The organism is Vibrio sp. V42_P2S4T144, from assembly GCF_009904715.1.
Classification (GTDB): domain Bacteria; phylum Pseudomonadota; class Gammaproteobacteria; order Enterobacterales; family Vibrionaceae; genus Vibrio; species Vibrio alginolyticus.
Window position 1 is genome coordinate 1 of record NZ_WXWS01000324.1, and the last position, 14274, is coordinate 14274.

The following is a 14274-nucleotide window of genomic DNA, read 5'->3' on the forward strand; positions in this document are numbered from 1 at the left end:
CTTTCGGATTGCGGCATGCGCTACCCATGGCAGAGCTTCGACACTTTGCTGTAATACATCAATATCCTGGGACATAAATGTACCGATGTGATCAATTCGACTAAATGCAGCCTGCACATCGTCAGCTTGGACATACTCCAGTTTCCCCTGAAGTACTATTTTGGAGAGAGGTAACCTTTGGTCATCCCACATCCAACTGATCGCCGCGTACAAAACAGAACTAATTAAAGTCACAACCACAACGAAAAATAACGCACCCAAGATTTTTTCTTGACGACCAGGGTTGTTACCCGTATTTGGTCGCTCGTCATTCAGTGCAATATTCAACAACGTCTTCGTTTCCTGACTTTTGTCGTGTACTTTTTACCCATATAATTACGCAGAGGTAAAAGTCTTGACTTTAACCTTGGGATTATACTGAGCTCTTGTAAACTATCAAACACTGATAGCAATAAATCACAATGATATTGACGCAAAATCGAGATCTGAGTCTTTATCTGTCCTTCGCGTCAACAATATGTGTCAGCCAAGCATCTTGTTTATATTCAATTTAAGACTTGCCAGCTGTTTCGCCACTTTACCAATATCACCCGCACCTTGCGTTAAGATTAGGTCGCCGTCTTGTATAACGTTAGCTAAAACTGAAGGTAATTGCTCGATTTCTGGAACAAAAATCGGATCTACCTTGCCTCGGCTGCGAATTGTGCGACATAAAGCGCGCCCATCAGCCCCTGCAATCGGCTTTTCACCCGCAGCGTAAACATCCAGCATGATCAATACATCAACTTGCTCTAGCACATTCGCGAAATCATCGTATAAATCACGAGTACGGCTATAACGGTGCGGTTGGAAAATCATCACCAAACGCTTGTCTTGCCAACCACTGCGTGCTGCATTAATGGTTACATCCACTTCTGTTGGATGATGGCCGTAATCATCAACAAGCATTGCATGACCGTTGCCAGTATCAAACTCGCCAAGGTGATCGAAACGTCTTCCCGTACCTTGCGTACCAGCCATTGCCTTTAGGATCGCATCGTCTTCAATGTCATCTTCAGTAGCAACCGCAATCGCAGCAGACGCATTCAATGCATTGTGACGACCTGGAATATTCAGCGTGATATCTAAGTTAGCTCGCCCTTTACGTACTACCGTAAATTTGCCTTGCTGCCCCTCTTGACGATAATCTTCAATACGTACGTCGGCATCTTCAGAAAAACCGTAAGTTATCACTTGACGACTAATACGTGGGATTAACTCTCGAACCACAGGATCGTCAATGCAAACAATTGCTTGGCCGTAAAACGGTAGATTATGAAGGAAATCGATGAAGGTTTGCTTTAAGGTTTCAAAGTCACCACCATAGGTATCCATATGATCGGCTTCGATATTGGTAACAATGCTCACCATTGGTTGCAAGTGCAGGAATGACGCGTCACTTTCATCTGCCTCTGCAATTAGAATACGACTCGAGCCTAGACGCGCATTTGTACCTGCGCTTTTCACCAAACCGCCATTCACAAACGTTGGATCAAGACCGGCTTCAGAATAGATTTGAGTAACAAGAGCGGTCGTCGTGGTTTTACCGTGTGTACCCGCAACGGCAATACCGTGACGGAATCGCATCAATTCAGCCAACATCTCTGCGCGGCGTACAATAGGGATGCGTAATTCACGTGCCGCCATCACTTCTGGGTTTTCTTCGTTGATCGCCGTTGACACAACAACCACACTGGCTTTTTCTACATTACTGGCTTGATGACCAATAAATACCGTCGCACCTTTTGATACCAAACGCTCTGTCACAGCGTTCTCTGATAGATCAGAACCTGTGATTTGGTAGCCTTCGTTCAACAGCACTTCTGCAATGCCGCTCATGCCCGCACCACCAATACCGATGAAGTGGATGGATTTCACGCGGCGCATCTCTGGCACCATTGCGCGAATCTGAGCTAAGTCTTGTGTATGTTGGATTGTCATCAATTCTATTCTCAATAATTCGGTTAACGCTTTTCGGTCAAAGCGACAATGGCTTGTGCGACAACTCGGTCAGCATTCAATTTTGCAGCGCCACGCGCTTGCTCAGCCATTGTAAGTAAAGCTTGGCGATCCAATTGTTGGATCTGCAGAGTCAGAGACTCAACGGTTAAATCTGGTTGTTCAATCATTTTCGCCGCGCCGCAATCCACCAAGTGGTCTGCATTAAGTGCTTGCTGGCGGTCTTTGTGCATGAATGGAACAAAAATAGCGCCTACACCTGCCGCCGAGACTTCAGATACGGTTAACGCTCCAGAGCGACAAACTAAAAGGTCAGCCCATGCGTAAGCTTCTGCAACGTCATCAATGAATTCCATTACTTCTGCATTTACCACACCATTAGCTTGGTATGCTGCATTCACTTCTTCGGCGGCACCTTTACCCGCTTGATGACGAATACAGTAATCTTCGCCCAATTTCGACATCACTTCTGGCAGAGTTTGGTTAAGAATACGTGCGCCTTGGCTGCCACCCATCACCAAAATGCGAATTGGACCTTGGCGCTCTTGCATGCGCTCAGTTGGCGCTGCTAATTGAGTCACGTCTTCACGAACTGGGTTCCCAACCACTTCGGCATTTGGAAAAGCGCCTGGGAAAGCCTGAAAAACCTTCTTAGCGATTTTCGATAACCATTGGTTCGTTAAACCTGCTACTGCATTTTGTTCATGCAGAACAACAGGAATACCACTCATCCAAGCGGCAATACCACCCGGGCCGCTAACATAACCGCCCATACCAAGCACTGCGTCTGGCTGCCAGCGTTTCATGTGAGCACGAGCCTGCATGATGGCATTGATAATTTGAAATGGTGCTGCAAGAAGGCGTTTAACGCCTTGACCTCGTAACCCTTTCACTTTGATAAAGTCGATTTCAATGCCATGTTTTGGCACCAAATCCGCTTCCATTCGATCCGCCGTACCTAACCAACGGATCTCCCAACCTTGCTCTTGAAGCTGTTTTGCTACCGCCAAACCTGGGAATACGTGACCGCCAGTACCACCAGCCATCACCATCAAACGTTTATTTTGTTTCATTAGCTTGTTGTTCTGATTGTTGTTGCTCGCGTTTCAAGCGGCATTCGTAATCGATACGCAGTAATATGGACACTGCGACGGACATAATTATTAGACTAGAACCACCATAACTGATGAGTGGAAGTGTTAAACCTTTTGTTGGAACAATACCGGCGGCAGCTCCAACATTAACCAAGGTTTGAAACGCAAACCAAATACCAATTCCGAAAGCCAGATAACCTCCGAACATTTCGCCTTCTTCAAATGCACGCTTGCCGATGTAAACCGCTTTTAGCACCAAGCTAAAAATCAGCATTAAGACCAGCACTACGCCTACGAAACCAAGCTCTTCAGCAAGTACGGCAAACACAAAGTCGGTATGCGCTTCCGGTAGATATTCCAGTTTTTGAATTGAATTACCGAGACCTTGTCCGAACCATTCACCACGACCAAACGCCATCAAAGACTGAGTCAACTGATAGCCACTACCAAACGGGTCTTCCCACGGGTCAAGGAAGGAGGTTACACGTCGCATACGGTATGGCTCGACGAGAATCAAACCAACGACAGCACCAATACCTGCCACCATCAAGGCGAGAAACTGGGTTAGTTTTGCACCTGCGATAAAAAGCATGCCAAACAGCGTGACCAGCATCACGACGACCGTCCCCAAGTCTGGCTGACCAAGTAGTAATACTGCGAAGAAGGCAAACACCATGATTGGCTTCATAAAGCCACCAAAGAAGGTTTGTCGTACTTCGTCTTGCTTTCGAACTAAGTAACCAGACATGAAGATAAACAGCGATAGCTTCGCGACTTCCGCTGGCTGAAGGTTAAACAGCCCAAGGGGAATCCAACGAGACGCACCATTAACCGACTTACCCGCCAAGAGCACGATGATCAACAGTGCGAAAGAAGCCCAAAGTAAGTAATGGCTCTTCTTAAACCACTCTTGCAAAGGCACTTGCAAAATAACAGCGGAGGTCCCTAACGCCAGCACGAGAAACGTCGCATGACGAAACATAAAGTGGAACGGCTGTTCCGTTAATCGAGAGCTGATTGGAAATGATGCAGAGGTTACCATGACCAAACCAGTCAACATCAAACCCAGTGCAATCCACACTAACTGACGATCAAACATCGCCTCTGGGGCTGGATGCTTGAGCCAATTGCCAATACTGCGTTTAACGTTACCTAAACCCACGAAGTGTGTAACCTTTAATTATGCATATTTCTGAGCAAGAGCAGCGAAAGCATCACCTCTTGCCATAAAGTTGTCGAATTGATCAAAGCTAGCACATGCAGGAGACAGCATCACCATATCACCTGGTTTTAACTGCGAAGATACTTGTTGAATCACATCTTCCATAGTGTCGAAACGTATTGCAGATTCATGCAGTGGCATAAATTCATCGCCATCAGCGCCAAAGCAACACAGTTGCAAGTTAAGCGTCGCGAAGATCGGTTTTAATGGCGAGAAGTCAGCACCTTTGCCAACACCACCAACGAGTAAGTAGAGCTTGCCTGTCGATTCCAAACCAGATAGCGCAGCCATAGTGCTGGCAATATTAGTTGCTTTAGAGTCATTCACCCATTTGACGCCTTGATTATCCGCAACCACCTGGCATCGGTGTGTCAGTCCCGTGTAATTTTTAAGTGCATTCAATGCGTTGTGATAGTTTACATCCGCAGCTTTTAATAGCGCTAAAGCAACCAGAGCGTTAGATAAGTTGTGCTTACCAACCAACTTAAGCTCATCACTTGCGACAACTCGTTGACCGTGATCGAGCAACCAAGTACGGTTGCCATCCACCTCGAGACCAAAGTCCTGATTGTCGCTGCCAAATGTCACCAATGGCATCTCTGCGTCTGGGAAGGTTTCTTGATCATCACGGTTCACGACCGCAAGAGCAGCATGGTTAAAAATACGCAACTTGGCATGTCGATAGTCAGACATGCCTTGATAACGATCCATGTGGTCTTCAGAAAGATTCAGAAACGCAGCGGCTTTGAGCTTTAAGCTTGACGTCGTTTCTAACTGGAAGCTCGAGAGTTCGAGTATATATAGATCTGCGTCTTGTTCTAACAAATCCAGTGCTGGCACACCGATGTTACCACCAACGCCAACATCCAAACCTGCAGCCTTAGCCATCACACCTGTGAGGTCGGTTACTGTGCTCTTACCGTTTGAGCCCGTAATCGCAATTACGGGTTTCTGCACCGCCCAAGCGAATAACTCGATATCACCTACTACTGCCGTACCTTTTGCTAATACGGCTTGGATCTCTGGTGTCGCTAGCGCAATACCAGGGTTGGTCACGATAAGATCCGCGTCAGAAAGCCAGTCTGTATTCCAACCACCACTATGCAGTTGAACACTTTCCGGCAAGCGCTCTGCACCTGGAGGGTTTACACGAGTATCAATGACTTTGACCACAAGTTGTGGCTGATTTTTTCTTAGGTGTTTAACGACAGAGAGCCCGGTAATACCGAGCCCTACGACGACAACACTATGTATGTTTTGCCAACGTTCCATATTTGATCACACTGTAAATCTTGTTCTTGGAAAGCGCGATTAACGCACTTTCAATGTCGCAAGACCAATCAGAACAAGAACCATAGAAATAATCCAGAAGCGCACGATTACGCGAGGTTCTGGCCAACCTTTCAATTCGTAGTGGTGGTGAATTGGTGCCATACGGAAAATACGCTGACCACGTAATTTGTAAGAACCTACCTGCAGGATGACTGATAGCGTTTCCATCACAAACACACCGCCCATGATCACCAACACCAACTCTTGACGAACGAGAACAGCAATAGTGCCTAACGCGCCGCCAAGCGCTAGTGAGCCGACATCACCCATGAACACTTGTGCTGGATACGTGTTAAACCACAAGAAACCAAGGCCTGCACCGACGATTGCTGTACATACGACAACCAACTCAGAAGCATGTGGTAAGTATGGTATATGAAGGTATTCAGAGAAGTTAACGTTACCGGTCGCCCATGCAATAACCGCGAAGCCTGCTGCAACAAGAACCGTTGGCATGATTGCCAAACCGTCTAGACCATCAGTCAGGTTAACCGCGTTACTTGTACCTACAATGACAAAGTAAGTCAGAATGATATACATCAAACCAAGCTGCGGCATGATGTCTTTAAAGAATGGCACCACTAGCTGAGTTGCTGCTGTGTCTTTACCGTAAGCATACAATGCGAAAGCGACGACAAACGCGATCAACGACTGCCAGAAGTACTTCCAACGCGCGATCAAGCCATCGGTATTTTTGCGTACCACTTTACGATAATCATCAACAAATCCGACCGCACCGTAGCCAAGTAAGACCGTAAGTACCGCCCATACGTAAGGGTTGGATAAGTCTGTCCATAGCAAAATCGTGATTGAGATGGCCGCTAAGATCATGATACCGCCCATTGTTGGGGTACCACGCTTACTAAAGTGAGATTCAGGACCTTCGTTACGCACTACCTGACCAATTTGCAGCATTTGCAAACGCTTGATCATGATTGGTCCCATCCATAATGACAGACCTAGAGCGGTTAATACGCTTAGGATTGCTCGAAAAGACAAGTATTCAAACAATCGGAAAAAAGACAGGTATGGCTGTAGCAGCTCGGCAAGCCAAATAATCATTAATAATACTCCTTCAAAGCAGCAGCGACTTCAAACATACGTGCACCGTTCGCTCCTTTCACCAATATCGTATGGTTTTCAGGAACGGCTTGGTCTAGATGCTGCTTGATGTATTCAATCATCTCTTGGTGCGTCTCAAAATGAATGCCTTGGCAAAGATCACTGATCACCTTGGCGTCTGCACCATATGTGAGAACATGTTCAAATTTTTGTGGGGCAGCATGTTCCCCGACTTGACGATGAAGTGCAAGACTTTCCTCGCCCAATTCCGCCATATTACCTAAAATCAGCCAGCGTTGACCTGGGAAAGCGGCCAATAAATCAACTGCCGCTTTCATGGCTGGCACGCTCGCGTTGTAGCTGTCGTCAATCAGTTTTATCTTTTCGCTCAGCGCTTCAACCTCGACGCGACCTTTCACTTTGTTCAAATGTTTAAGGCCAGCACGAACCTCTTCTAATGTGGCGCCCATTTGTAACGCAATAATAGAAGCAGCGATCGCATTCGCAACGTTGTGTTGACCTATAATACCCAGAGACAGTTCAATTTCTTGTGAGCTTGCTGCGATATGTAAGTCAAAGCTTGCTTCACCTGCGGCGTTCAATACGATGTTAGAAGCGAAGAAGTCTGCATCAGTATTACTTTGTGAAAAAGTAATGACTTTCTTATCTGCTAACACTTCATCCCAATTGGCTTCACCATTGCTGTCTAGGTTAACAATCGCAATACCACCAGCTGAAAGGCCTTGGTAGATTTCACCTTTGGCTTGTTTCACGCCATCGATAGAACCAAAGCCTTCAAGGTGAGCGGCGGCTACATTGTTCACTAACGCGATATCTGGTTTTACTAACTGAGTCGTGTAAGCAATTTCACCGATATGGTTAGCACCAAGCTCAATCACGGCATAATCATCATCCTGCTGTGAGCGTAATAATGTCAACGGAACACCAATATCATTATTGAAGTTACCCGCCGTGAATAGCACTTTGCCTTTCAATTGCAGGATACTCGCAACCATTTCTTTTACGGTCGTTTTACCGCAACTTCCGGTGATGGCAACGGTAGGTGTTTGGCATGCTTGATGCACCCAAGAAGCAAATTCACCCAATGCAAGTTTGGTATCCGACACCACAATTTGCGGCACATTCACATCTAAGCGTTTTTCCACGAGTAAAGCACCGGCACCTGCATCTACCGCTTGTTGGCAAAAGTTATGCGCATCAAAGCGCTCCCCTACTAACGCCACAAATAGAGCACCACGATCAATCGTTCGTGTATCAGTAGAAACCGCGTCGATAAGTAGATCGTCGCCGAATCGCTCACCACGAGTGATGTCTGCAATTTGAGATAACGTTACTTTGATCATGAGGTCAATCCTAAAAGTTGCATTGCGGACTCGCGGTCGGAGTAATGAATCGTTTCGCCATTACGAATCTGATAATCTTCATGGCCCTTCCCTGCTAACAAGATAATGTCGTTTGGCGAAGCATTTTCAATGGCATAAGACAGTGCTTTGAAGCGGTCATGCTGAACAATCGCTTCAGCAGGTTTTGACAGCCCAGCTAACATGTCTTTCACAATCTGAACCGGATCTTCGCTGCGTGGGTTATCGTCAGTCAACACCACTCTATCACCTAGTCGCTCTGCAATTTCCGCCATCATTGGGCGCTTACCTGCATCGCGATCGCCACCGCAGCCAAAAATAGCCCACAGCTGGCCTTCACAATGAACTCGTAAAGCTTGCAGCGCTTTTTCTAAAGCATCAGGAGTGTGGGCATAATCGACCACGACTTTGGCACGATCCTCAGTTTGGAATAACTCCATTCGGCCGAGTACAGGTTGCAGTTGACCTGCAGTTTCGAGTAACGCTTGTTTCTCTTTACCTAAGCTTAATAAGGTCGCAAAAGCGAGCATTAAGTTGGTTGCATTAAACTCACCAATCAAAGGCGCGTGCAATTCACCTGAGCCAAATTTACCATCGAACTTAATAGTAATCCCTGACTCTGCGTAACTGACTTCCGTCGCCCAAATTGCGCTTTCAAATTCAGTGTTCGGCTTGAGCGAGACAGCGATCGCATTACTTAACTGCGACGCCCATTGATGACCTACTTCATCATCAACATTGATAATGGCACGTTCACATTGGTGTTGCGTGAACAACCCAAGCTTTGCATTGGCATACGCTTCCATCGTGCCATGATAATCTAAGTGGTCACGACTTAAGTTAGTAAACACGCCCGCCGCAAATGATAATGCTTTGACACGACCTTGCGTCAGGCCATGAGAAGATACTTCTAGCGCGGTGTATGTGGCTTGTTGATTTGCGAGAGAGGAGAGCGTTTTCTGAATTTCAACGGCATTCCCCGTTGTATTCGCAGCTTGTTGCAAGTTATTGAGGAAGCCATTTCCTGTTGTTCCCATTACCGCCGCTTTATGGTCAAGCAGTTCTAGCCATTGCGCTATTAACTGGGTAATGGTGGTTTTGCCGTTGGTGCCGGTGACACCAATCAAATCCATATTAGGGTAAGCATAGAGCTTTCCAGCAATTGCGGATAAACGTTGGTCCAACCTATCGATGTAAATGACGGGAACATCATCAATGATTTCCACCGTACCATGTGTTTTGACATCGCAGGCTTGCGCCAGGGCTGCATTTGCACCTTGCTCAATTGCAGAGGCAATGAATTTACGCCCATCCACAACATGGCCAATCACTGCTACAAACGTGGTTCCAGGTTGAACTCTTCGGCTGTCGAGCTCCAATTCAGAAACAAGAACGGACGATAAGCTAGGGCAATCCACCCAAGGGGAAAGCAGCACGTCCATACTGATGGCTTTAGTCATATTTGTTCTCCGAGCTTTGGCTCAGGTTTTCTTAATTTTGTTTGCTCAGTAAACCACAGGGCTTACTGTTGGAATTTGTTTTCGTCAGGTGCAACATTGAGTATTTGTAGCGCGCCTTTCATGATTTCAGAGAAGACAGGAGACGCTACCGAACCACCATAGTAGTCATCACCTTGAGGCTCGTTTACGATCACCACCAAAGCAATTCGCGGATCGCTAACCGGAGCAAGCCCAGCCGTGTAGGTGATGTACTCGTCGCTATACCCGCCAGCAGAAGCTTTACGTGATGTACCTGTTTTCGCTCCCACTCGATAACCAGGAACTGCCGCTCTGCGAGCCGAGCCCCCTTTTTGAGTTACGGTTTCCAACATGTCTAATACTTGACGCGCATACTTCGCACTCACCACTTGACGTGACATGTCATGATCATTGCTTTCAATAATATGAATAGGCTCGTATTTGCCAAGGTTTCCAAGCGTCGCATAAGCATGGGCTAGCTGGATTGGTGTAATTGATAGACCGTAACCAAACGCAATCGTGGCGCGCTCAATTGGCGACCAACGAGTTCGTGTAGGAAAAATACCCGTCACTTCCCCAACTAGGTTTAGGCCAGAAAGCTCACCAAAACCCACTGAACTGTACAGCCCAAGAAGCGCCTCTACCGGCATTTGCATTGCTAGCTTCGTCACACCGATATTACTCGACTTTTTAAGGATCGTGGTCAAGCTCGCTTTGCCTACGCGAGAGACATCTCTGACTCGACTACCACCTAAACGTAGGACACCATTACCGGTATCTACGATGGTATCTTTATCGGCTATCCCATTTTCTAAGGCGGCTAAAATAACGAAAGGCTTAATGGTCGAACCGGGCTCCATTGAGTCCGTGATCACTCGGTTACGCATTTGATAGCTTTGCCAATCGCTACGATTGTTAGGGTTGTAAGAAGGAGCATTAACCATGGCCAATACGGCGCCCGTTTTTACATCCAACATGACAACAGAACCTGAAGTAGCGCGGTGGTCCGCAACGGCTTGCTTAATCGCACGATACGCAATCGCCTGTAGGCGCTGATCGATGGTTAACTGAAGTGATTTACCTTCTTGCTTGTCTTGCCAAGCAATGTTTTCCACAACACGACCATAGCGATCTTTACGAATAGTTTTCTTACCCGCCGCGCCAGTGAGCCACTCATCGTAGCTACGCTCCACACCTTCTAGGCCATGCCCGTCAATGCCTGTTACACCGACTAAGTGAGCACTAACCTCACCTGCAGGATAATAACGACGAGATTCCGACTTAAGGCCAACACCTGGCAGCTTTAGCTCACGAATATAGTTCGCCATGGCCGGACTGACCTGGCGCTGCAAGTAGATAAAGCGACGTTTTTCATTGCGCTTAATTTTGTCTATTAACCCTTGTCGGTCAATACCAAGAACATCCGCTAATGCATGCCAACTTTTGGTCTGGCTTAACGCGTTTTCTTTAAATATAGTGGCAGGATCTGCCCAAACCGCCTCAACCGGCACACTGACAGCAAGCGGCTCACCATTTCGATCCGAAATAATACCGCGAGCAGAAGGAATGGATTTAACACGAACCGAACGTAGGTCACCTTGTTTAATCAGGTTATCTGGCTCAATGATTTGGATGTAGGCTACGCGTGCCACCAAAAGGGCAAATGCACAAAAAACAAAAAACAGTAATAGATGGAAGCGCCAACGAATCAAGAAAGATTCTTCGACCGCCACTTTCACTGCTTTGTTATCGGTTTTCTTATCCCCCGTAGCCGCTTTCTCTTTTGCTACAGGTTTACGCTTATTGGCTTGTTTCGTGTTGGATTTTTTTCTAATCATTTGAGCGTGACAACCACTTCTTTATCGCCATCAGGTCGTTTCATTTCAAGTTCTTTTTTGGCAAGGTCTTGAACACGACTGTGTTCCGCGAGGGCAGTTTCTTCCAACATTAAGTTACGCCATTCGCTATCTAACCGTTCTCGTTCAACCAACGTGTGATCTTTCTCAGTGATCGCTTGACGCGCATGGTGGGTAGCAAATACCACTCCCATTGCCGATGCCACGATCAATAGCAACAACAGTAATGGCCAGCGACCAACGGTGAGGAGATCCGTCGCAATCAACTTAGCAAGATTAGGAGTGGGTTTCGTCATAATAATTAAAGCTTTTCCGCAATTCTTAACACAGAGCTGCGCGAGCGAGGGTTCATTTCAATTTCTTGTTTGCTTGGCTTGATCGCTTTGCTCACCGCTTTCATATTCGCACTACCAAGAGCACGAATTTGCTCTTCCGTCATTGGAATACCGTGTGGCACTTCAGGCCCTTTGCTCTCTTTACGGATAAAACGTTTGACCATACGATCTTCCAGAGAGTGGAAGCTAATCACAGATAAACGGCCTTCAGGAGCCAGAATGCTCGCCGCGCCTTTAAGTGCTGTATCAATTTCTTCTAACTCACTGTTGATGTAAATACGAAAAGCCTGGAAAGCACGAGTCGCAGGGTGTTTTTTCTCTTTAAAACTTTTCGGTGCGGCATCTGAAATCAATTTTGCCAGCTGACCTGTGCGAACCATTGGCTCATTTTCTTCATCTTCACGGTAGGCAACAATCGCTTTTGCAATACGGCGCGCATGTTTATCTTCCCCAAACTCGCGAATGACCCAAGTGATATCATCGAGGTCTGCTTCCATCAACCATTGAGATACTGGAACACCTGATGTCGGGTCCATACGCATATCTAGCGGACCATCTTTCATAAAGCTAAAGCCACGCTCTGCGTCGTCTAACTGAGGAGAAGAAACGCCTAAATCCAGCAGAACACCATCCACTTTTCCAACTAGCCCATACTCTTCAGCATACTCAGCAATACCAGAAAATGGACCATGAATAATGGTGAAGCGAGGGTCATTGATTTTTCCTGCCTCAGCGATCGCTTGAGGGTCACGGTCGATACTGTACAGTCGGCCATTTTCACCGAGTTTAGATAGAATTGTCCGGCTGTGACCGCCACGGCCAAATGTTCCATCAATATAGACGCCGTCTGGTTTGATAGCTAATCCATCAATGGATTCATTTAATAACACGGAAATATGTTGGAAGGTTTCGGTCATAGCTTTCTCGTTGAATGATCTTGAAGCGATTCTTTAGTGTACTGATTTCCTACATCATCGCCACCACAAGTCTAAAGTTAGACGTGATTTACACCAAGTTTATTGGTAATGACATAGTTTGCGTCAATTAAATGCAAAAAACCCATCACTACCGAAGTAGAGATGGGTCTCGAATAGGTGGAGCCGACACATAAGCCGGGTTCTGTTCCGCTTGCGCGGCGGTAGCCATTCGTCTAGGCCAGCAATCACTCACTGGCTCGAGCAACCTACCCGCCTCCTTACGCGAGCAACGCAATGTGGAGGCCTATTTGGTCTTGCTTCAGGTGGAGTTTACCCTGCTACGAACTATTGCTAGTCGTCCGGTGCGCTCTTACCGCACCCTTTCACCCTTACCTGTACCCTTACGGGCCATCGGCGGTCTTCTCTCTGCTGCACTTGTCGTAGGCTTGCGCCTCCCAGGCGTTACCTGGCACCTTGCTCTATGAAGCCCGGACTTTCCTCCCCTTTGTCAGTCTCCCGAAGGACGTCAACGTCAGTCTCCCAAAGGGACTTCGACGTCAGTCTCCCGAAGGACATCAACAAAGCAGCGACTACCCAGTCAGCTCCGAGGGCGGATTGTATAGAGTTCTCACTTCAGAGTCTAGTTAGATCACAGATATGATGAAATGAATGCACTAAGTGATGACTTTTTAGTCAACAGGCCAAAAATAGATAATAAAAAGGCCGATGCCTAAACATCAGCCCTCATTTACCATTTATCTCGCTAGCGGCACTTAGTCTAAGTTTTCTAAGCCCCATTTATATAGCGCATTCTTCTTCAAGTTATGTATTTCTGCCACCAAAGCAGCTGCTTTTTTCAAAGGCAGCTCTTTGGTCAAAATCCCTAACGTGCGTAAAGCATCTTCAGGTAGTGAGTCGTCTGTTGTTTCACGATGGCCATGTACCAACAATACCATTTCACCACGCTGTTGGTTATCGTCACTTTTCACCCATTCAATCAGCTCACCTAACGGCATGCCTTGAATGGTTTCAAAGGTTTTTGTTAGCTCTCTTGCCAACACAACTTCTCTATCTGGGCCAAGAACGTCTAACATGTCTTGTAGAGAGTCTAAAATACGGTGCGGTGACTCGTAAAAAATACACGTACGCTCTACCGAAGCAATCTCTAGGAATTTATCCTTACGACCTTTGCTTTTCGGTGGTAAAAAACCTTCGAAGCTAAAGCGATCCGATGGCAAGCCAGAGGCACTTAACGCCGTAATGACCGCACAAGCACCTGGAAGAGGCACAACTCTAACGCCCGCTTGACGACATTTTGTCACCAAATGGTATCCTGGGTCGCTGATAAGTGGCGTACCAGCGTCAGAAACTAATGCGATAGACTGACCGGAAAGCAGCTTTTCTACCAAAACTTGTGCTTTTTGCTGCTCATTGTGGTCGTGTAGAGCAAAAGTTTTGGTTTGAATATTGAAGTGAGACAGTAATTTGCCCGTATGTCGAGTATCCTCAGCGGCAATGATGTCCACAGTCGACAGAATTTCGATAGCACGTTGGGTGATATCCGCTAAATTTCCGATTGGAGTCGGTACGATATAGAG

General features: G+C 46.7%; 12 protein-coding genes and 1 other RNA gene. All 13 read right to left on the minus strand.

Features of this window, described 5'->3' with window-relative positions; all coding sequences use genetic code 11:
• Positions 1 to 330, minus strand: a 330-nt coding sequence (locus CAG68_RS11220) for an FtsQ-type POTRA domain-containing protein (RefSeq protein ID WP_161441152.1), incomplete at its 3' end; no start/stop codon positions are given.
• Between the two features lie 192 nt (positions 331 to 522).
• The gene (gene murC / locus CAG68_RS11225) at positions 523 to 1980 is read right to left on the minus strand and encodes a UDP-N-acetylmuramate--L-alanine ligase (RefSeq protein WP_161441153.1); all 1458 of its coding nucleotides are present in this window, start codon (positions 1978 to 1980) and stop codon (positions 523 to 525) included.
• Between the two features lie 23 nt (positions 1981 to 2003).
• Entirely contained in the window at positions 2004 to 3071 is a 1068-nt protein-coding gene (gene murG / locus CAG68_RS11230; RefSeq protein WP_031781122.1) for an undecaprenyldiphospho-muramoylpentapeptide beta-N-acetylglucosaminyltransferase, read from the minus strand.
• Entirely contained in the window at positions 3058 to 4254 is a 1197-nt protein-coding gene (gene ftsW, locus CAG68_RS11235) for a cell division protein FtsW (protein ID WP_005372933.1), read from the minus strand. The genes murG and ftsW overlap by 14 nt, the downstream gene beginning before the upstream one ends.
• 18 nt (positions 4255 to 4272) lie before the next feature.
• Positions 4273 to 5586, minus strand: a complete 1314-nt coding sequence (murD, locus tag CAG68_RS11240; protein ID WP_086046526.1) for a UDP-N-acetylmuramoyl-L-alanine--D-glutamate ligase — start codon at positions 5584 to 5586, stop codon at positions 4273 to 4275.
• A gap of 39 nt (positions 5587 to 5625) precedes the next feature.
• Positions 5626 to 6708 (minus strand): phospho-N-acetylmuramoyl-pentapeptide-transferase, encoded by a 1083-nt coding sequence (mraY, locus tag CAG68_RS11245; protein WP_005372931.1) that lies wholly within the window; start codon positions 6706 to 6708, stop codon positions 5626 to 5628.
• The gene (locus tag CAG68_RS11250) at positions 6708 to 8072 is read right to left on the minus strand and encodes a UDP-N-acetylmuramoyl-tripeptide--D-alanyl-D-alanine ligase (protein WP_161441154.1); all 1365 of its coding nucleotides are present in this window, start codon (positions 8070 to 8072) and stop codon (positions 6708 to 6710) included. Before CAG68_RS11250 ends, mraY begins: the two co-directional genes overlap by 1 nt.
• Positions 8069 to 9550, minus strand: coding sequence for a UDP-N-acetylmuramoyl-L-alanyl-D-glutamate--2,6-diaminopimelate ligase (gene murE / locus CAG68_RS11255; protein WP_115385726.1), 1482 nt, complete (start codon positions 9548 to 9550; stop codon positions 8069 to 8071). The genes CAG68_RS11250 and murE overlap by 4 nt, the downstream gene beginning before the upstream one ends.
• 62 nt (positions 9551 to 9612) lie before the next feature.
• Positions 9613 to 11406, minus strand: a complete 1794-nt coding sequence (locus CAG68_RS11260; protein WP_086046525.1) for a penicillin-binding transpeptidase domain-containing protein — start codon at positions 11404 to 11406, stop codon at positions 9613 to 9615.
• A complete protein-coding gene (ftsL, locus tag CAG68_RS11265) occupies positions 11403 to 11720 on the minus strand; it encodes a cell division protein FtsL (RefSeq protein ID WP_005387405.1) in 318 nt (105 codons plus the stop codon). Before ftsL ends, CAG68_RS11260 begins: the two co-directional genes overlap by 4 nt.
• A 5-nt stretch (positions 11721 to 11725) precedes the next feature.
• Entirely contained in the window at positions 11726 to 12676 is a 951-nt protein-coding gene (gene rsmH / locus CAG68_RS11270) for a 16S rRNA (cytosine(1402)-N(4))-methyltransferase RsmH (RefSeq protein WP_005372918.1), read from the minus strand.
• Between the two features lie 175 nt (positions 12677 to 12851).
• An RNA gene (gene rnpB, locus CAG68_RS11275) (RNase P RNA component class A) lies at positions 12852 to 13282 on the minus strand.
• A gap of 167 nt (positions 13283 to 13449) precedes the next feature.
• A partial coding sequence (gene rsmI, locus CAG68_RS11280) for a 16S rRNA (cytidine(1402)-2'-O)-methyltransferase (RefSeq protein ID WP_161441155.1) occupies positions 13450 to 14274 on the minus strand: 825 nt, incomplete at its 5' end.

Excerpts from the sequence above, each read along its gene's own strand:
- murC (WP_161441153.1), bottom strand. The coding sequence starts at position 1,980 with ATGACAATCCAACATACACAAGACTTAGCTCAGATTCGCGCAATGGTG.
- murG (WP_031781122.1), bottom strand. The coding sequence starts at position 3,071 with ATGAAACAAAATAAACGTTTGATGGTGATGGCTGGTGGTACTGGCGGT.
- murD (WP_086046526.1), bottom strand. The coding sequence starts at position 5,586 with ATGGAACGTTGGCAAAACATACATAGTGTTGTCGTCGTAGGGCTCGGT.
- mraY (WP_005372931.1), bottom strand. The coding sequence starts at position 6,708 with ATGATTATTTGGCTTGCCGAGCTGCTACAGCCATACCTGTCTTTTTTC.
- CAG68_RS11250 (WP_161441154.1), bottom strand. The coding sequence starts at position 8,072 with ATGATCAAAGTAACGTTATCTCAAATTGCAGACATCACTCGTGGTGAG.
- murE (WP_115385726.1), bottom strand. The coding sequence starts at position 9,550 with ATGACTAAAGCCATCAGTATGGACGTGCTGCTTTCCCCTTGGGTGGAT.
- CAG68_RS11260 (WP_086046525.1), bottom strand. The coding sequence starts at position 11,406 with ATGATTAGAAAAAAATCCAACACGAAACAAGCCAATAAGCGTAAACCT.
- ftsL (WP_005387405.1), bottom strand. The coding sequence starts at position 11,720 with ATGACGAAACCCACTCCTAATCTTGCTAAGTTGATTGCGACGGATCTC.
- rsmH (WP_005372918.1), bottom strand. The coding sequence starts at position 12,676 with ATGACCGAAACCTTCCAACATATTTCCGTGTTATTAAATGAATCCATT.